Origin of the sequence: Idiomarina aquatica, from assembly GCF_003987185.1 — a bacterium.
Classification (GTDB): Bacteria; Pseudomonadota; Gammaproteobacteria; order Enterobacterales; family Alteromonadaceae; genus Idiomarina; species Idiomarina aquatica.
The window spans coordinates 1,086,152-1,103,944 of sequence record NZ_PIPS01000001.1; the positions used below are offsets into that span (position 1 = coordinate 1,086,152).

The following is a 17,793-nucleotide window of genomic DNA, read 5'->3' on the forward strand; positions in this document are numbered from 1 at the left end:
TTGGTATAGTAATTAACTCTTAATAAAAAAGCAATATTCTCTGCACCGTCACGGTAGGCATAGCCATTGATAATGACGTATCATTAGCGCATAAACTGACAAGCTGGGAAGATTCTATGAAGCAAGTCACACATGACTTTCGCCCGCTCGGCCACGATGTGCTGGAGATCGAGCAAAGCGCTATCGCAGGCCTCAAACAATACATCGACGAACAATTTAATCGCGCCTGTCAGATCATGTTCGATTGCAAAGGCCGGGTGATTGTCATCGGCATGGGTAAATCAGGCCACATCGGTGGAAAAATAGCCGCAACACTGGCTTCTACCGGCACGCCGGCATTCTTTGTCCACCCGGGTGAAGCCAGCCATGGCGACCTCGGTATGGTAACCGACAACGACGTTGTTATTGCCATTTCCAACAGTGGTGAAACCTCAGAGGTTCTGAATATTCTACCGGTGATAAAACGATTAGGTGTGAAGCTGATCGCCATGACCGGCAACCCCGAGTCAACGTTGGCACGCCTTGCTGACGTGCATGTCTGCATTAAGGTAGAACAAGAAGCCTGCCCATTGGGTTTAGCGCCCACCGCCTCGACGACTGCCACCCTGGTTATGGGGGATGCGTTAGCCGTGGCTCTGTTGAAAACCCGGGGCTTTACCGCCGACGACTTTGCCTTGTCTCATCCCGGCGGTTCACTGGGTAAGCGTTTGCTGCTGCGCCTGCAGGACATTATGCACACCGGTGATCGCGTGCCGGTAACCGAACAAACGGCGCTCATCAGTGAAGCCTTATTAGAAATGTCGCGCAAAGGCCTGGGCATGACCGCAATTGTCGATGACAACAAGCGCCTGGCGGGCATTTTCACGGATGGTGACTTACGCCGCATTCTCGACAATCGTATCGATGTTCACAGCACCGGTATCCATGAGGTTATGACACGTTCCTGCATTACCGCGAACGCCGATATGCTGGCTGCGCAAGCGCTAAAAATTATGCAGGATCGCAAAATTAACGGTCTTATCATTGTTGACGAGGATGGCCGTCCCGTTGGCGCAATGAACATGCATGACCTGCTACAAGCTGGCGTTGTCTGAGGAGATAATCAATGGAGATGATTAATACCTGGTATGGCGATATCGAGCAGGCGCTGCTGAAGAAGTTTCAACAGGTACGTTTACTGGTGCTCGACGTGGATGGGGTATTTTCGGACGGCCGTATTTATTTAGGTAACGACGGTGAAGAGCTGAAAGCCTTTCATACCCGTGACGGTTTTGGCATGAAGGCACTGGTTAACGCCGGCTTTACCACGGCCGTGATTACCGGCCGTCAGTCTGCTATCGTCGAACGCAGAATGAAGCACCTGGACGTGGGTCATATTTTTCAGGGACAATCCGACAAAACCGTCGCTTATCAGCAATTGCTTGAGCAACTCGATGTGACCCCCGAGCAGGTCGCTTACATCGGCGATGATGTTCCGGATCTGGCATTAATTCAACGTTCCGGACTGGGTATCGCCGTTCATGATGCGCACCCGGCCGTGCAACAAGGCGCTGATTATATTACCCGGTGCGCGGGCGGCCACGGTGCTGTTCGCGAAGTCTGTGACTTATTACTGTTGGCCAGTGGCCAGCTTCGCAGTGCTGAGGGGATCAGTCTGTGAGTCGTCGCATCACCTTCATTCTGCTACTGCTGTTCGGGGCTGGACTGTTACTGGTCTGGCGCCCTTTTATCGACGAAGGTGAAGATACTGCCCAACAACGTTCACAAATCATGAAGCCCGATTTCACCGCTCGGGGGCTGGAAACCCGATTATTTGAGTCGGAAGGAAACCTGGCACATCAGCTTAAAGCGGATGCCATGGCACACTACCTGCAAATCGGGCTGACAGAGTTAACCCAGCCGGTTTATTCGGTGTATACCGAGGACAATCAGGCGACCTGGCAAATCAGTGCTGAACAAGGCACTTTTTATGACGACCAAACGCTGATCCTGGAGCGTGGTGTTGAAATAAAGTCGCTTCAGCCTGATACTGCTATACAAAGGGTTGTGACGGAATATCTGGTCATTGATATGGCCGCTGAAACAATGCGCACTGACTATCCAGTTACCCTGTTTGGGCCACAACTTACGATTCAGGGCGATGGTCTGAAAGCTGACTTATACGCCGAAAAAATGGAGCTAAACCGACATGTTAAGACCGTATTTGAGCCTCGCTAGTGGCGTTATGCTGCTCGTCAGTGCGAACGTTTATGCGCAAGGCGAAGCGGACTTCTCGAAAGCCATTGAATTAACCGCCGGGCATGAAGAACTGGATATCAAAAACAACCGGCTACTGCTGACCGATAATGTTACCGTCAAACAGGGCACGTTGGAAATTAAGGCCGATCGTGTCGAAGCTCTGCGAAATGCGGATCAACAGGCGGACACCTTTATCGCGGAAGGAAATCCAGCGACCTATACTCAACAACTGGACGACGGTTCCACCATCAGTGCACAGGCCGACCGTATTACCTACTATCAGGCACGTGAAGTGCTGGAACTGGTGGGGAATGCTCAAGTCTCGCAGGGCTCCAGCCGTTCGAGTGCGCAAATTATTACCTATGACCTGGCTCAGCAGACCGTTTCAGCCAGTGGCGAAGGTTCTGAAAACAACCGGGTAACCACCATATTCACACCGCCGAAAAAGAAAAAAGACGATAAAAACGGGAGCAACAACTGAGTTCATGGCTACTTTATCCGTTCGTCATTTAGCAAAGAGTTACAAACGCCGGCAAGTGGTTAAGGACGTGAGTCTGGAAGTCAGCCAGGGGCAAATCATTGGGCTGCTGGGCCCGAACGGTGCCGGTAAAACCACGACCTTTTACATGATCGTAGGCTTGGTGAACAGCGACAAAGGACAGATTTATCTGGATGACACCGACTTAACCCTGCTGCCTATGCACGAGCGAGCGCGACGTGGCATCGGTTATTTGCCGCAGGAGTCATCGATTTTCCGGAAACTGACCGTGCGCGACAATCTGATGGCAATCCTGGAAACTCGCAAAAACCTCACCGCAGTAGAGCGCGAAGAAAAGGTTGATGCACTGTTAGAAGAGTTTCACATCGGCCACATCGCCAATAGCCTCGGCATGAGCCTTTCCGGCGGCGAACGCCGCCGCGTTGAAATCGCCCGCGCATTGGCGGCGGACCCGACCTTTATTCTGCTTGATGAACCGTTTGCCGGGGTGGACCCGATTTCTGTACTCGATATCAAGAAAATTATCGAGCACCTTAAACAACGTGGCATTGGTGTTTTGATCACCGATCATAATGTACGTGAGACCTTGTCAGTATGTGAGCATGCTTATATTGTCAGTCACGGACAATTGATTGCCAGCGGTGATGCTGAGAGTATATTATCAAATCAACAGGTTAAGGATGTTTACCTCGGTGAGCAGTTCACACTGTAAGCAGCATAGCGTGAAGCCGGGAGTCAGATAAATGCGACAAAGCCTTCAGTTAAAAATCGGTCAGCAGCTGACCATGACACCACAACTACAGCAAGCCATTCGCCTGCTGCAGTTGTCGTCGTTGGATCTACAGGCTGAAATTCAGGAGGCACTGGACAACAACCCGCTGCTTGAAGTTGACGGTGACCATCAGGACGTCGAGGGTGAAGCACCAGAAACCTCTAATCATCGTGATGACAGCCATCAGGAAACCTCTGATGTGCTGAAAAAAGATCAACTCCCTGATGAGCTCCCGGTCGACAGCAGCTGGGATGATACCTATACCTCATCCACTCCGACATCGGTTACCAGCCCTAACGGTAAAAGCTATGACGGCGAGATGGATGTCTATCAGGGCGAAACCAGTGAGTCACTGCAGGATCACCTGTTGTGGCAAATGCAACTGTCGCATTTTTCCGATGAGGACACTGAAATAGCCGAAGCCATTATCGAGTCGATTGATGATAATGGCTACCTGACTTCCTCCGTTGACGACATCGTTGCCGCGTTACAGCACCTGGACGTTGGTGAAGACGAAGTGCTGATGGTGCTGAAGCGTATTCAACATTTTGATCCCGTTGGTGTTGGTGCCCGCGATGTCGCCGAGTGTCTGAGCATTCAGTTACGTCAACAAGTAGAAGACTCACCACTCAAAGAACAGGCGCTGGAGCTTGTACAGCAACACATGGACCTGCTCGGTAGCCGCGATTACCGCACCATCCTGCGCAAAATGCGCTTATCCGAAGGGCAACTGAAAGAGATTATGCAATTAATTCAGCAATTGCATCCTCACCCCGGTGAACAAATTGCGCAGAAGCCGGTTGAATACGTCATACCCGACGTTTCAGTGGTAAAAAAACAAGGGCGCTGGGTGGTCGAATTGAATCCCGACAGCGTACCCAAATTAAAAGTGAACGAAGAATATGCGGCCTTAAGTAAAGCCGCAAAATCCGCAGCAGACAGTCAATATATAAAATCGCACACGCAGGAAGCGCGCTGGTTCATTAAAAGTTTGGAAAGTCGTAATGAGACCTTGTTAAAGGTTGCACACTGCATTGTTCACCGCCAACAAGGCTTTTTTGAACACGGTGAAGAGGCTATGAAGCCGATGGTACTCAACGACATCGCCGAAGCCGTCGATATGCATGAAAGCACCATTTCACGGGTCACTACGCAGAAATATCTACACTGCCCACGGGGCGTGTTTGAACTCAAATACTTTTTCTCCAGTCATGTCAATACAGAAGCAGGAGGTGAGTGTTCAAGTACCGCTATTCGTGCTTTAATTAAGAAGTTAGTGGCGGCGGAAAACCGCGCTAAACCATTGAGTGACAGCAAAATTGCTGAACTCATAGCAGACCAGGGAATCCAAGTAGCAAGGAGGACAATTGCGAAGTATCGGGAGTCGTTAAACATTCCGTCCTCGAGCCAACGCAAGAGTCTGCTTTAATCGTGATAGAAACAAGAAGGAAGACGTTATGCAAATTAATTTGACCGGTCATCACATCGATATTACCGACGCACTGCGTGACTATGTAGACACTAAGTTCGCTAAACTTGAGCGACACTTTGACCACATCAACAATGTTCACGTCATCCTTAAAGTAGAAAAAACGGCACAAATCGCGGAAGCCAACCTGCACGTTAATGGCGGCGAAATTTTTGCCGATGCCCAACACGACGATATGTATGCGGCCATCGATGGTTTAATTGATAAACTCGATCGGCAAGTTATTAAACACAAAGAGAAAATGAAAAAGCATTAATCATGCAACTGTCTGAACTGTTAAGCCCCGACTGCACCAAGTGTGCAGTCGAGGGCGCAAGTAAAAAACGGCTATTAGAAACCATTAGCCAAATTGCGGCTCCCAAGCTGGTCGGCATTACCCGCCATGATATTTTTGAGAGCCTGTTAAATCGCGAACGTTTAGGCAGTACCGGTATTGGCCTTGGTATTGCGATTCCACATGGTCGCTTACCCAATGCAACTCAGCCTGTGGCGGTGTTGATAACGCTTGCCGAGCCGATTGAGTTTGACGCCATAGATAACCAGCCCGTAGACATTATTTTTGCCCTGCTGGTACCCGAATCTGAACACGAAAATCATCTGCAAACGCTGGCCACCGTAGCACGCCGCATGAATGATAAAGTGTGTACCCGTGCACTGCGAGCGGCACATAGTGACCAGGATCTTTACGACATTTTTGTTAATGAGGACAGTGACGGATCATGCAGTTAATCGTTGTTAGTGGCCGGTCTGGTTCAGGAAAAACCATCGCTCTTCGGGTTCTGGAAGATCTTGGCTACTACTGCGTTGATAACCTTCCGATCGCTTTGTTACCGACGCTGGTGCATGCCGTAATGGCGCAATATGATCGCATTGCCATCAGTATCGACGTAAGAAATTTACCCGAAAATTCGGAAGAATTACTCGAGTCGCTGGACTTTCTCCCGGCTGAAGTCGAGCCGGAAATTTTGTTCATTGATGCGGATGACCAAACCTTATTACAGCGCTTCGGCGAAACCCGCCGGCTACACCCGTTGTCACAAAAAGAACTGCCCCTCACTGACGCCCTACAGCTTGAACACAAGCTACTTGAGCCGATTATGGAGCGTGCCAACTGGCGCATCGACAGTAGCCACTTGTCGTTGCACCAACTGAGTGAGCAAGTCGCCGAACGAGTGCTGGGGCGGGCACAGAAAAAGCTCATCATCGTCTTTCAATCGTTTGGCTTCAAATACGGCTTACCCAAAGATGCCGACTTTGTCTTTGATGCGCGCATATTGCCAAACCCACACTGGCAGCCAGAGCTCAAACTGCTCAGTGGCCTGGATGATGATGTCCAGCATTACTTCCGGCAACAACCGCTGGTTGCTAAGTACATCCATCAGGTGGAAAACTTCCTGGCCACCTGGATTCCACATTTTCAGCGCAGCAACCGTAGCTATCTGACCATTGCCACAGGTTGCACCGGCGGTCAGCACCGTTCTGTTTACATCACCGAGCAGTTGGCAGAACGTTTTCGTCATACGGCGATTAATGTGCAAGTGCGCCACCGTGAGATAACAAAATAATGGCAACCCTCTGTAAAACACTGATCATTCGTAATAAACTTGGTCTACACGCACGCGCAGCCACCAAACTGGCGCAACTTACCCAGCGTTTCGATGCCAAAATCGCGGTTGAACAAGACGGCCAGCGTGTCGATGCAGCCAGTGTCATGTGTCTGATGCTGCTTGCCGGTAAACAAGGCAAAGCGGTTAATGTATATGCCGAAGGCAATGAGGCCGAAGCCGCGTTGGCAGCCGTTACCGAGTTATTTGAACAGCGCTTTGAGGAAGACGAATAAGCATGGTCGCCGAACTGACCGATAAAGAATATGCAATGCAGCGTATTCAAGAGGTGAATGCTGCCCTGGCGGACGGCATGTACGTGGCTGCCCGCCGTATGCTGCATAACATGCCGGCCTGTGACATCGCGCTGTTACTGGAGTCATCACCGCCGAAAAACCGTGCCATCGTCTGGAAGCTGGTCGATGTTGACGAACACGGTGAAATCCTCGAAGAACTCTCCGAAGAAGTACAGAAGTCGATCATCCGGCAAATGGCGCCGGAGAAACTGGCCGCCGCAACCGAAGGCATGGACACCGATGACCTTGCCTATGTTCTTCGTGGTCTTCCGGATCAGGTTTATCAGGAAGTGCTTAAGTCGATGGACGAGCGCGACCGCGAACGTGCAGAGACGGCACTGTCCTATGATGAGGATACCGCCGGCGGTATCATGAATACCGACACCATCACGGTTCGGGCCGACGTCAGCGTTGACGTGGTTCTGCGTTATTTGCGCTTGAAGGGTGAGTTACCCGAAGCCACTGACATGCTCTATGTTGCTGATCGCAACGACAAACTGATTGGTGAAATCTCGTTGGCGCGGCTGGTTACCGTTGATCCCAGCAAAATTGTTTCTGACATCATGTCGACCGAAGTGGTCAGTATCCCGGTCGATATGCAGGAAACCGAAGTCGCTAAACTTTTTGAACGCTTTGACTGGGTTTCCGCGCCGGTTGTTGACGCAGAACAGCAATTGGTCGGTCGTATCACCATCGATGACGTGGTTGATATCATTCGTGAAGAAGCCCAGCACTCGATGCTGAGCATGGCCGGTCTTGAGGATGATGAAGATACCTTCGCACCGGTACTGAAAAGTACCCGTCGCCGTACCGTATGGCTGGCGATTAACTTGCTGACCGCGTTACTGGCGGCAATGGTCAGTTCGTTGTTTGAAGACATTTTGGCGCAAATGGCAGTGCTCGCCATTCTCAATACCATCGTCCCAAGCATGGGCGGTATCGCCGGCAGTCAGACACTGACTCTGGTTATTCGGGGTATGGCGCTCGGCCACATCGGTACCAGTAACTCACGTTGGCTTATCGGTAAGGAGCTCGCGATTGGGGCGCTTAATGGCGTTATCTGGTCGGTCTTGATAGCCGCCGTTGTGGCGTTGTGGATGCAGAGCTGGCTGGTCGGTGGCATTATCGCCTTCGCGATGATGGCGAACTTACTGGCAGCCGCGCTGGCCGGGGTTACGGTGCCAATGATATTGAAGAAATTTAATATTGACCCTGCCCTTGCAGGCGGGGTCATTCTTACAACGGTTACCGATGTTGTCGGTATTTTTGCCTTCCTTGGCACCGCGACGTTGTTGCTTTCCGCCTAACCGTTAAACACCGGCAATTCGTAATTCATCCAGTAACACCGACCCGGTATGCAGCGCGTGCCGGGTGTCTGTGTCATTGCCAATAGCAACAATATTGCGCAACATATCTTTCAGGTTACCGGCAATGGTAATCTCTTCCACCGGATACTGTATTTCACCGTTTTCTACCCAGAAACCGGCGGCTCCGCGTGAATAGTCGCCATTCACCAGGTTCACACCCTGCCCCATGAGTTCGGTGACCAGCAGACCTTTACCCATTTGCTGGCACAGTTGCTGTAACGATTTATCCGAGTGGGTCATACGCCAGTTATGGATACCGCCGGCATGCCCGGTAGGCGTGCGATCCAGCTTTCGGGCTGCGTAACTGGTCAGCAGGTAAGTTTGCAGTACGCCGGCTTTAATGATGTCCTGCTTGCGAGTTGCTACTCCTTCATTATCAAACGGCGTGCTTGCCAGCCCACCAACCAAATGAGGGTCTTCCGTGATGGTTAGCCACTCGGGTAAGATGGTTTCTCCCAGCGCGTCCAATAGGAAGCTCGACTTACGGTACAGGTTGCCCCCACTGATGGCGGCAATCATATGGCCAAACAGACTGCTCGCGACGTCGGCACGGAAAATTACCGGTACCTTCGCCGTATCAATCTTACGCGCACCCAGTCGCGCCAACGTTTCTTCGGCCGCTTGCTCAGCAACCTGTTCAGCGGCCAGCAAGTCGTCCGTGCGGCGGGCGACGGTATAGCTCATGTCTCGCTGCATTTTACCGTCTTGCTCTGCAATCAGCACACAGCTGAGATTCTGCCGTGACTGCAGATAACCGCCGATAAAGCCGTGGCTGTTGCCGTAAACTTTAAAGCCACTGTGTGAACCATAGTGGGCGCCGTCTGAGTTGATAATCCGTTTATCCAGAGTTAACGCATGTCGCTCGCACCGTAGCGCTTGTTCAATAGCATACTCGGGACTTTGGTCGCCCGGATGGCAAAGCTCAAGCTCAGGGTATTCGAACGCCATCAGTTCCTTCGGTGCTAACCCGTTATAAGGATCTGCGGAGGTGTGGCGGGCGATTTCGCAGGCTTTATTAACCGCAGCACGAATCGCCTCGGTCGACAAATCGGTGGTCGACGCCGAGCCCTTCTGATGATCGCGGTAGACCGTAATGCCCAGTGCGCCATCCTGGTTAAACTCAACGGTTTCAACCTCACCCATGCGAGTACCCACCGAAATTCCCGAGCTCTTGCTGATCGAACATTCTGCATCGCTCGCGCCAAGCTGGCGAGCAATATCTAACGCCTCGGAAACGGCCTGCTTCACTTGCCCAAGCTGTTGCTCTAGTTGTTCGCGTTGTAATTTCAAAAAGCTCTCCTTAAACCGCTACCGGCTTGGTAGCGAAAACTGCTAAACTTAGTCTTCATTCATAACCTGTGTACTGCACTACTCATGACCAAGCACACTTCTGATGCCAACGATGGCCAACACGACGACGAGTCGTTTGTCAGTAAGTCCCAGATCAAACGCGAAATGGACGCGTTGCAGGATCTTGGCAAAGAACTGATCCAGTTGACCGATACCCAACTCAAAACCATCCCGTTAGATGACGAGTTGCGCGATGCTTTGCTGCTGGCCCGACGCATTCGGAACAAGCACGAAGGCTACCGTCGCCAATTGCAGTTTATCGGCAAACTGATGCGCCAGCGTGACCCACAGCCAATTAAAGAGGCATTGGCCGAATTGCAAGGACGTCACCAGCAGGCTACCGCCCAGTTTCATCACATTGAGCAATGGCGTGACCGCATTCTGGCTGAGGGCGCCAGCGCTATTGATGAACTGTGCCAACAGCAGCCCGAGGCTGACCGAGCACAGTTGCTGTCGTTATACGCTGAACACCTGCAACAGCAGCAACACAATAAGCCGCCAATGGCATCGCGTCGCATCTTTGTCGAACTGCGTAAGTTGATGAGCCGCTGAGCGGCTCATCCTCCGTTATTCGGTGCCGCCGACCGTCATTGCGTCCAGTTTGAGTGTCGGCTGGCCAACGCCAACCGGCAGACTCTGACCGTCTTTACCACACACGCCAACCCCTTCGTCCAGTTCCAGGTCATTTCCGACCATGGACACTTGAGACATGGCATCCGGGCCATTACCAATCAGCGTAGCGCCTTTAATCGGTGTCGTAATCTTGCCGTTTTCAATTAAATAAGCTTCCGACGCCGAAAACACAAACTGACCGGAGGTAATATCCACCTGACCACCGGCAAAATGTGGCGCATAAATACCGCGCTTAACACTGGCGATGATCTCTTCCGGCTCGTGTTCGCCCGGTAACATATAGGTGTTGGTCATGCGCGGCATTGGCAAATGCGCGTAACTTTCCCGACGCCCGTTACCGGTTAACGGCATATTCATCAAGCGCGCGTTCATCTTGTCCTGCATGTAGCCTTTGAGAACGCCTTTTTCAATCAACACGTTGTAGCCGCTTTCCGTGCCCTCGTCGTCGATGGTCATCGAACCCCGACGGTCGCTGAGGGTGCCGTCGTCGACAATGGTGCACAGCTCCGACGCTACTTTCTGACCAATTTTGCCGGAGTAGGCCGAAGATCCTTTGCGGTTAAAGTCCCCTTCCAGCCCGTGACCCACAGCTTCGTGCAACAACACACCGGGCCAGCCGGCTCCCAACACCACGGGCATCGTCCCCGCAGGTGCCGGCACGGCTTCCAGATTAACCAATGCCTGACGTACCGCTTCTTCGGCAAATTTCTGCCAGCGAGGCTTACCGTCTTGCAGCAGAAAATAATCATACCCGACACGCGCGCCGCCGCCAGCGCTACCACGCTCACGGCGACCGTCCTGTTCAGCAATCACACTGCAGTTCAGTCTCACCAACGGCCGCACATCGGAAGCCAAGGTACCATCGGTAGCGGCAACCGTAACGTCATCGTAACTAGCCGATAAACTCACCACCACTTGTGAAACTCGTGGATCTTGCGCACGGGCGTGCGCATCCACTTGCTTAAGCAACGCGATTTTTTCGCTTTCATTGAGCGACGTCAGCGGATTAATGCCTTGATAGCGCGGCGTGATAGCACGCGATGACAGCGCTTTCACCTGTTTACTCTGTCCCTGTCGGACAATACCGCGTGCCGCTTCGCACGTGCGTGAAAGCGCCTGCTCCGTTATCTCATCGGCGTACGCAAAACCGGTTTTTTCACCGTGTACTGCACGCACACCCATACCGGTTTCGATATGGTAAGCACCATCTTTGATGATTCCGTCTTCCAGCACCCAAGACTCATTGACGCTGTTTTGCAGATAAATGTCTGCGAAATCAATGTCGCCGGTATAGAGTTTGCCAAGTGCGGCCTGGAGTTGGTCTTCACCAATACCCCACTGGCTTAACCACGCCAGTGAGGGTTGACTGTTATTTGTCATGAAACCTCTTTATTACTGCGTTAACGCGACCTTTAAACGACTTTGCTCTGCCACCGGCATTTGTTGCCGGATCTCAGCAAGCCGAGCTCGCTCAAACGGGGCACTGATAACCCCTTCACCCTGCGCTCGTTCGGCCTGAATTTCGCCCCAGGGATCGACGATCAGTGAATGTCCATAGGTTTTCCGGCCGTTAGCATGTTCACCAACCTGCCCAGGCGCAACCACATAAACTTGTTGTTCGATGGCTCGGGCGCGCACCAGCGTGTGCCAGTGCGCCGCTCCCGTCACCTGAGTATACGCCGACGGCAGGGCAATAATATCGGCGCCGGCCTGTCGCAGCGCCTTAAATAACTCAGGAAAACGAACATCATAACATACCGCCATACCGACCACAGCAAAGCCACAGTCGATGGTAACAATCGAGCCGCCCGGTTTCGTCCATTTAGACTCCCGATACCGACGGGTGTTATCAGCGACATCGACATCAAACAGATGGATTTTATCGTAACGACCAATCCGTTGGCCTTGCGGATCGTAGGCCAGGGATGCAGCAGCAAAGCGTTCACCGGCCTGCAACGGAATGGTGCCACCAATCAGGTATACCCCATAGTGTTTCGCTAATTGCGCTAAGCGCTTCTGCACCGGGCCGTCGTTGTCAGGCTCAGCCATCGCCAATTGCGCGCGATCGCCTGCGCCAAAACAGCTAAAAGCCTCCGGCAGTACCACCAGTTGTGGCCGTTGTGAAGGCAGCTGTTGCAGCCAATGTTCGACACGTTCCAGGTTTTGCTCGGGCGTTTCGCGGCTACTTAACTGAACCGCCGTCAGCAGAGGTTGCGTTTGTTGGTTCACTCGGTTGGTCCTCCTGCGGGATATCAAGCTCCGGAATATCAACCGGGCGACTGTTGCGATCCACTTCGGTCACAACGGGTTCGCTAATGGTGCCGGTCACTTGATAACGTAACTGTGAAATAACTTCGGCGTCCTGCAATACCTTATCAATGAGCAAGGCGGCAAGTCCACTGGGCGGGTTCACCATCCAGGCAAGGATAACCGGTAAGCTGGAAGTCACCTTGGGCGCGTAGGTCAATTGATAGTTTAATTCTTCGGTCACCAGGTTGGTGGTGCCTTTGATTTCCATATTACCGGCCGAGCCGAGCATTTGGGTATCGTTGGTGGTCGCCACACCATTAGCCACCTGCACGCTACCTGACAAGTTAGTATAGAACATACCTTGAGAGAAGATATCACGGAAATCGAGGGTCAGCTTACGCAAAATACCGTCTAAGCTCAGTAACGAAAACAGTCGTGCGCCACCATCGCTGACTTCGGCAAGATAGCCCTGACCTAACTCCCAACTCATCGAACCACCGAGGCTGTCAAAATCCAGTTGATGCGGATGTCCGTCCCAGTTGAGTCCAAACTCAATCTCCGCAGCGCTGTCGCGAATCGCCGTTTCCAACCCATACTCTCGTAACAGATCACCAAAATCTTCGCTGCTGAGTTGGCCGCTGATTTGGGTATGAGGCTTACCATCATCAACCAGCCAATAACCAGAGCTGTTGATTTGTGAATTATTGCTGCGCGCGCTGAGGTTTGATAATTCGACCCCACCTTTCACCGGTTTTAACTGTGCCCGCACATCGACGAAGCTCTTATCGTCAAGTTTACAGGTTTTACAGTTAACGTTAATGGCCGGTAACCGCGTCACCCACTGCCACTCGCCTTCCGACTCGCGAACGGGATTATCCGTACCGCCATCTAACTCAGAGGAAAGCTGTACAAAATCCGCATCCACTTCAATGGGGCTTTCTATAAAGTCTTCCGGGATACGGATTTCTAAGGCCAAATCATTGGCAAATACTCGACCATTCCAAACCGTATTGTCAGGCCATATTTCAAATTCCGCGTCGGCAAACTGCTGTCCGGCCCACATCAACAATGGCGTTGTAACCGTAATATAGTCCGGCGCCAACGGCGGTATCGACGAGCCTTCAGCGGTATCATCGGTACCGTCATCGCTCTGTTGCATGAAATAAACCAAATCGTACCATTCACCAATATTAACCTGGGGTAAAACCGCTGAGATCACGAAGGCGCCTCGCCCCTGCGCCAATGTTGCCCGTTGCGAAGAGGGTTGCTCACCCAGCACCAGGCTAGCCTGCTGCCATTCAGCAACACCCGGTTGCCAACGACTGGACCAGTCCAACCGGTCGTCGACATTGACGTCCAGTTGCAGTTGCCCGGGGTCTCCGCTCAGGTTCAACTGCAACTGCCAGTTTTCGCCAAAGTCTTTCGCTAACGGTGCCGGCAAGTTCGATTCCAGTCCGGTCAAGTCGTATTGTGAAGTCCAGTCGACGTTAACTTGGTCACCCAATAATAATTCCAACTCACCGGTACCGTTGATGGCACCATAAAAATATTTCTGCCAACCGTCACTCGGTAAATTCTCCAGTAATGGCTCTAATTGCCAATCAATCGCCGTAGAAACGGTTAGTAAGTAGTCACCATCTTTGTTATTGCCGACAATTTCAGTGTTAATCGGACGCCCGTACCAGTTCATGATGAGATCACGGGTACTTACCTGCGCATTATCAATCATCAATGTGCCACGCTTCACGGCAAAGCTTTGATCGATCGCGGTCACATAAAAGGCTTGCCCGGCCAGATCGGCTCGCACCGACACATCGACATCCCGGGAGCCGTCGAAAGGAATATCCAGGCGAAAGTCACCTTTAATCGCTGACCTCGGTTGCACCTGAGTTAAGGTTTCTGCTACCGACTGCAATGGCGACGCATCAAAGACCGGTTTCAAGCTGCCGGCCTCCGAACTGACTGAACTTTGCAACTGCAGCCCGCGGCCGCCGTCAGTCAGATCGGGAATTTTTGCACTGACCGCGTCCACCGTGACGTCCATAAGCTGACCGGCGTCGCTGAACATAAACAGCCCGTGCTGGTAAAAATCAAGCCGTAGAGGCGTGTCCTGCAGCATCGGCCAATCGGCCTGAAACTGATAATCCAACCCTGCGAAGTCAACGCGGGCATTAAATACGCCGGCCATGTCATCATCGGGGAAGTGTTGCAGAGGGCCACGCCAGAGCACCTCCAGACCACGAATGTCACCAGCCACTAATGATTCGTTCAGATAGTTGCGAACGCCCTCGCCCATGGCACGCGGCAATAAATCACGTGCTGTAGCCACCGCGAATGATTGTTCAGCCGTCGCTAACAATGCAATGCTGGGGGTGTCATCACCCACTTGCTTAAGGCGACCCTGAAGTTGCAGAGCTAAATCCCCCAACTGCCACTGTCCGTCACCCAATTCAAATTGCCAGCCAGCGTCATCGTGATTCCAGTTGCCCGTTAAGCTGAACGCCTGCTGTTGCCAAATTGCAGCGTCCGATAAGCGGCTACTGGACAGCTGAAATTCATCGGCCTGTGCCGACCAATAACCGCGCTCATCGTTATGCCCTGCGACGGTAACAGCTATCGGCGAAAACGACGGCAGTTGCTCATCGCCGTCACTTTGAATACTGTCACTGTGTACCAGCCAGTCCCAATGTCCTTCGGCGTCGCGCATAACCTTAGCGTCAACAAAAGCCTGGGTGCCGGCATTGATTTGCTGTTCGATTACGCCGCGGGTGTCGGGCAATAGTAATGGCACGAACGGTGCCAGATCATGAATGGGAATACGTCGTGCTGAGAGTTGATGTTGTTGCTGGCTACTTTGCCAGGCAATCAGCGGCAGCTCGATTTGCTGTTCATTAATTTCCAGCGTCATTGGCAACACATTCAACAACCAACCCTGCTGGCGAGGCTGAATCGCAATTTGTCCTTGCGCAATGTGCAACTGCAGATCTTGCTCGTTAATACGAGCCGCCACGACGTTATCGCGCAACTGCAGCAGACCACTGGAAATATTGCCGTCGACCAGCGTCAACCAACTGGTGAAGTTCACTTTAGACTCGGTGATATCCACATTAGACAGCTGTTGTTCCAGCCATGGGCTGATATCAATCTGCCTTGAATCGACGTAAAACTGACCGTTGACGGTGCTGAGATCATTGCCATCCAGCTTGATGATGAAGTCGAGACTATTGCGGGTAAAGTCACGCACCCGGAATTGGCCAATCCCCTGGTGCTGGCGACCACGATTGAGCCAGGACAGCCGCTCAATCACAATCGAACGACGATTTCCGGCAAGATTAATGACGTTGAGCTCGCTCTCGGTTAATGAGAAACGCTCGAGCTGCTGCAGAAATAGACTTTCCAGCGTGTCTAAATTTAGCGCTTCACTGTCCTGCGCCTGCAAGCCCCGCAAATCAATGTCGATGGTCGCCTGATTTAAAATAAATTCCTGTGCTACCAATTGCTGCTGCAGCAGTGACTGCCAGAAATCCAGTACCACCGATACCTGACCCACATCCACTTGTACCGGCGAATCGGTTTGTCCGGCCAATTGAATGCCGGTTACGTCGAGCGCCGGTCCTTGCCGGTGCCACGACATCGCTAACGAGGAAATTTCAATCGGTTGCTGCAAACGCGCTTCGAGTTGCGCTTCCAATTGTTCAGAAACGTCCGGTATATGCGGTAATGCATAGCGCAATGCACTCATCAGCACAGCCGCAAGCACCAGAACAATGGCAAGTGAAAGCCACAGTTTGTTCAACAACCACAATAAACCTTTACTCGCGGACACTACATCATCACCACATCAAATTGCTCTTGGTTATAGAGCGTTTCAGTTTGTATGGTTATTTGACGCGAAACAAACAGCTCAAGTTCAGCCAGTGCGTGAGATTCTTCATTAAGTAGCGCTTCGCTCACCGCCGCCGAGGCGTAAACGACAAATTTATCGGCGTCATAGGCCTTATGCACACGGACGATTTCGCGCATGATTTCATAGCAGACCGTTTCGACGGTTTTCATTGAACCACGACCGCGGCACACCGGACACTCACCACACAAGACATGTTCTAAGCTTTCGCGCGTGCGCTTACGAGTCATTTCGACTAAGCCGAGGGTGGTAAAGCCATTAATCGACGTTTTTGCCCGATCTTTTGCCAATGCCTGCTCCAGGCTGTGCAACACACGGCGTTTATGTTCATCGTTCTGCATATCGATAAAATCGATAATAATGATACCGCCGAGATTGCGTAGTCGCAGCTGTCGTGCGATCGCCTGAGTGGCTTCGATGTTGGTGTTAAAAATGGTTTCTTCGAGATTACGATGACCAACAAAAGCCCCTGTGTTGATATCAATCGTGGTCATGGCCTCAGTCTGGTCAATGATCAACGAACCACCGGACTTAAGATCCACCCTTCTGTCCAGCGCACGCTGAATTTCATTTTCGATATCAAATAAATCAAAAATTGGCCGGTCACCGGTGTAATACTCCAGCACCGGGCTGAGTTCGGGAATAAAGTCCTTGGTGAACAACTTGAGCTGTTCCAGCGTGGTTCGGGAGTCAACCCGGATCCGCTCTATCTGCTCGCCGACAAAGTCTCTCAACACCCGGCAACACAGGTTTAAATCTTCATACAGCACGCCAACTTTACGTTGCGCCTTTTTGCGCTTCTTTATTTGTTGCCATAATCGTGTCAGAAACTCCGCATCGCCCTTTAACGCGGCCTCTTCGGCACCTTCAGCGGCGGTACGCACAATGAAATAACCATCCTCATTACTGAGCGACTCGGCTAGGCTGCGCAAACGCTCGCGCTCGTCAGCGTCATCAATACGTTGTGACACGCCGACGTGTGAACTCTGCGGCATGAACACCAGATAACGGGATGGCAGTGTGATATCCGTGGTTAGGCGAGCGCCTTTAGTGCCCAGCGGATCCTTTACCACCTGCACCATGATGTGCTGCCCCTGATGGACCAATGAGGTAATATTGGGTTCGCTGCGTTCTGCGCGCTCAATGGCATCACCATCAATACTGGTGACGATATCCGACGCATGCAGGAACGCGGCCTTATCCAGCCCAATATCAACGAACGCGGCTTGCATCCCCGGCAACACCCGCGACACCTTGCCCATATAAATATTGCCTACCAAGCCACGCTTAACCTGGCGCTCGATATGAACTTCCTGCAAGATGCCATTTTCGACGAGCACAACGCGACTTTCTGTGGGCGTCACATTCATCAACACTTCGACACTCATCGC

The 17,793-nt window shown here is 52.0% G+C and carries 17 protein-coding genes; 12 read left to right on the plus strand and 5 right to left on the minus strand.

Annotation, left to right across the window (positions count from 1 at the left end):
- Nucleotides 1-116: 116 nt before the first annotated feature.
- The 11 genes from CWE23_RS04970 to mgtE are packed head-to-tail and all read left to right on the plus strand — an operon-like array spanning nucleotide 117 to nucleotide 8,205.
- Nucleotides 117-1,094 carry a KpsF/GutQ family sugar-phosphate isomerase gene (locus CWE23_RS04970; RefSeq protein WP_105305569.1) on the plus strand — a complete coding sequence of 326 codons (978 nt, stop codon included), beginning with the start codon at nucleotides 117-119 and terminating at the stop codon, nucleotides 1,092-1,094.
- Between the two features lie 17 nt (nucleotides 1,095-1,111).
- Nucleotides 1,112-1,660, plus strand: coding sequence for a 3-deoxy-manno-octulosonate-8-phosphatase KdsC (kdsC, locus tag CWE23_RS04975; RefSeq protein ID WP_187346286.1), 549 nt, complete (start codon nucleotides 1,112-1,114; stop codon nucleotides 1,658-1,660).
- Nucleotides 1,657-2,217: an LPS export ABC transporter periplasmic protein LptC gene (gene lptC / locus CWE23_RS04980; RefSeq protein ID WP_105305567.1), complete on the plus strand. Its 561-nt coding sequence runs from the start codon at nucleotides 1,657-1,659 to the stop codon at nucleotides 2,215-2,217. The genes kdsC and lptC overlap by 4 nt, the downstream gene beginning before the upstream one ends.
- A gap of 7 nt (nucleotides 2,218-2,224) precedes the next feature.
- The gene (gene lptA, locus CWE23_RS04985) at nucleotides 2,225-2,719 is read left to right on the plus strand and encodes a lipopolysaccharide transport periplasmic protein LptA (RefSeq protein ID WP_241970530.1); all 495 of its coding nucleotides are present in this window, start codon (nucleotides 2,225-2,227) and stop codon (nucleotides 2,717-2,719) included.
- Between the two features lie 4 nt (nucleotides 2,720-2,723).
- Nucleotides 2,724-3,449 (plus strand): LPS export ABC transporter ATP-binding protein, encoded by a 726-nt coding sequence (lptB, locus tag CWE23_RS04990; RefSeq protein ID WP_105305565.1) that lies wholly within the window; start codon nucleotides 2,724-2,726, stop codon nucleotides 3,447-3,449.
- A gap of 31 nt (nucleotides 3,450-3,480) precedes the next feature.
- Entirely contained in the window at nucleotides 3,481-4,938 is a 1,458-nt protein-coding gene (locus tag CWE23_RS04995; RefSeq protein ID WP_126819666.1) for an RNA polymerase factor sigma-54, read from the plus strand.
- Nucleotides 4,939-4,966: 28 nt separating this feature from the next.
- The gene (gene hpf / locus CWE23_RS05000) at nucleotides 4,967-5,254 is read left to right on the plus strand and encodes a ribosome hibernation promoting factor (RefSeq protein ID WP_105305563.1); all 288 of its coding nucleotides are present in this window, start codon (nucleotides 4,967-4,969) and stop codon (nucleotides 5,252-5,254) included.
- Between the two features lie 2 nt (nucleotides 5,255-5,256).
- The gene (gene ptsN, locus CWE23_RS05005; protein ID WP_105305562.1) at nucleotides 5,257-5,727 is read left to right on the plus strand and encodes a PTS IIA-like nitrogen regulatory protein PtsN; all 471 of its coding nucleotides are present in this window, start codon (nucleotides 5,257-5,259) and stop codon (nucleotides 5,725-5,727) included.
- The gene (rapZ, locus tag CWE23_RS05010) at nucleotides 5,718-6,563 is read left to right on the plus strand and encodes an RNase adapter RapZ (RefSeq protein ID WP_105305561.1); all 846 of its coding nucleotides are present in this window, start codon (nucleotides 5,718-5,720) and stop codon (nucleotides 6,561-6,563) included. Before ptsN ends, rapZ begins: the two co-directional genes overlap by 10 nt.
- Entirely contained in the window at nucleotides 6,563-6,838 is a 276-nt protein-coding gene (locus tag CWE23_RS05015) for an HPr family phosphocarrier protein (protein ID WP_105305560.1), read from the plus strand. The genes rapZ and CWE23_RS05015 overlap by 1 nt, the downstream gene beginning before the upstream one ends.
- A 2-nt stretch (nucleotides 6,839-6,840) precedes the next feature.
- A complete protein-coding gene (mgtE, locus tag CWE23_RS05020) occupies nucleotides 6,841-8,205 on the plus strand; it encodes a magnesium transporter (protein WP_126819667.1) in 1,365 nt (454 codons plus the stop codon).
- 3 nt (nucleotides 8,206-8,208) lie between these two features.
- Here the strand turns inward: mgtE and pmbA are convergent, their stop codons facing one another.
- On the minus strand, nucleotides 8,209-9,555 hold the full coding sequence (gene pmbA / locus CWE23_RS05025) for a metalloprotease PmbA (RefSeq protein ID WP_105305558.1): 1,347 nt from the start codon (nucleotides 9,553-9,555) through the stop codon (nucleotides 8,209-8,211).
- An 84-nt stretch (nucleotides 9,556-9,639) separates the two neighbouring features.
- On the opposite strand from pmbA, the gene yjgA reads away from it, so the two are divergent.
- On the plus strand, nucleotides 9,640-10,167 hold the full coding sequence (gene yjgA / locus CWE23_RS05030; RefSeq protein WP_105305557.1) for a ribosome biogenesis factor YjgA: 528 nt from the start codon (nucleotides 9,640-9,642) through the stop codon (nucleotides 10,165-10,167).
- Between the two features lie 15 nt (nucleotides 10,168-10,182).
- On the opposite strand, the gene tldD is transcribed toward yjgA, so the two are convergent.
- From tldD to rng, 4 genes are read right to left on the minus strand one after another with little or no spacing between them, the layout of a single operon-like run.
- Nucleotides 10,183-11,628, minus strand: a complete 1,446-nt coding sequence (tldD, locus tag CWE23_RS05035) for a metalloprotease TldD (RefSeq protein ID WP_105305556.1) — start codon at nucleotides 11,626-11,628, stop codon at nucleotides 10,183-10,185.
- Nucleotides 11,629-11,640: 12 nt separating this feature from the next.
- Nucleotides 11,641-12,477: a carbon-nitrogen hydrolase family protein gene (locus CWE23_RS05040; RefSeq protein WP_241970531.1), complete on the minus strand. Its 837-nt coding sequence runs from the start codon at nucleotides 12,475-12,477 to the stop codon at nucleotides 11,641-11,643.
- A complete protein-coding gene (locus CWE23_RS05045) occupies nucleotides 12,431-16,324 on the minus strand; it encodes a YhdP family protein (protein ID WP_126819668.1) in 3,894 nt (1,297 codons plus the stop codon). The genes CWE23_RS05040 and CWE23_RS05045 overlap by 47 nt, the downstream gene beginning before the upstream one ends.
- Nucleotides 16,324-17,790: a ribonuclease G gene (gene rng, locus CWE23_RS05050; protein ID WP_126819669.1), complete on the minus strand. Its 1,467-nt coding sequence runs from the start codon at nucleotides 17,788-17,790 to the stop codon at nucleotides 16,324-16,326. The genes CWE23_RS05045 and rng overlap by 1 nt, the downstream gene beginning before the upstream one ends.
- Between the last annotated feature and the right edge of the window lie 3 nt (nucleotides 17,791-17,793).

Bases quoted from the DNA above. Each gene is read 5' to 3' on its own strand.
- CWE23_RS04970 (WP_105305569.1), top strand. From the start codon at position 117: ATGAAGCAAGTCACACATGACTTTCGCCCGCTCGGCCACGATGTGCTG.
- kdsC (WP_187346286.1), top strand. From the start codon at position 1,112: ATGATTAATACCTGGTATGGCGATATCGAGCAGGCGCTGCTGAAGAAG.
- lptA (WP_241970530.1), top strand. From the start codon at position 2,225: ATGCTGCTCGTCAGTGCGAACGTTTATGCGCAAGGCGAAGCGGACTTC.
- lptB (WP_105305565.1), top strand. From the start codon at position 2,724: ATGGCTACTTTATCCGTTCGTCATTTAGCAAAGAGTTACAAACGCCGG.
- CWE23_RS04995 (WP_126819666.1), top strand. From the start codon at position 3,481: ATGCGACAAAGCCTTCAGTTAAAAATCGGTCAGCAGCTGACCATGACA.
- hpf (WP_105305563.1), top strand. From the start codon at position 4,967: ATGCAAATTAATTTGACCGGTCATCACATCGATATTACCGACGCACTG.
- ptsN (WP_105305562.1), top strand. From the start codon at position 5,257: ATGCAACTGTCTGAACTGTTAAGCCCCGACTGCACCAAGTGTGCAGTC.
- rapZ (WP_105305561.1), top strand. From the start codon at position 5,718: ATGCAGTTAATCGTTGTTAGTGGCCGGTCTGGTTCAGGAAAAACCATC.
- CWE23_RS05015 (WP_105305560.1), top strand. From the start codon at position 6,563: ATGGCAACCCTCTGTAAAACACTGATCATTCGTAATAAACTTGGTCTA.
- mgtE (WP_126819667.1), top strand. From the start codon at position 6,841: ATGGTCGCCGAACTGACCGATAAAGAATATGCAATGCAGCGTATTCAA.
- yjgA (WP_105305557.1), top strand. From the start codon at position 9,640: ATGACCAAGCACACTTCTGATGCCAACGATGGCCAACACGACGACGAG.
- tldD (WP_105305556.1), bottom strand. From the start codon at position 11,628: ATGACAAATAACAGTCAACCCTCACTGGCGTGGTTAAGCCAGTGGGGT.
- rng (WP_126819669.1), bottom strand. From the start codon at position 17,790: ATGAGTGTCGAAGTGTTGATGAATGTGACGCCCACAGAAAGTCGCGTT.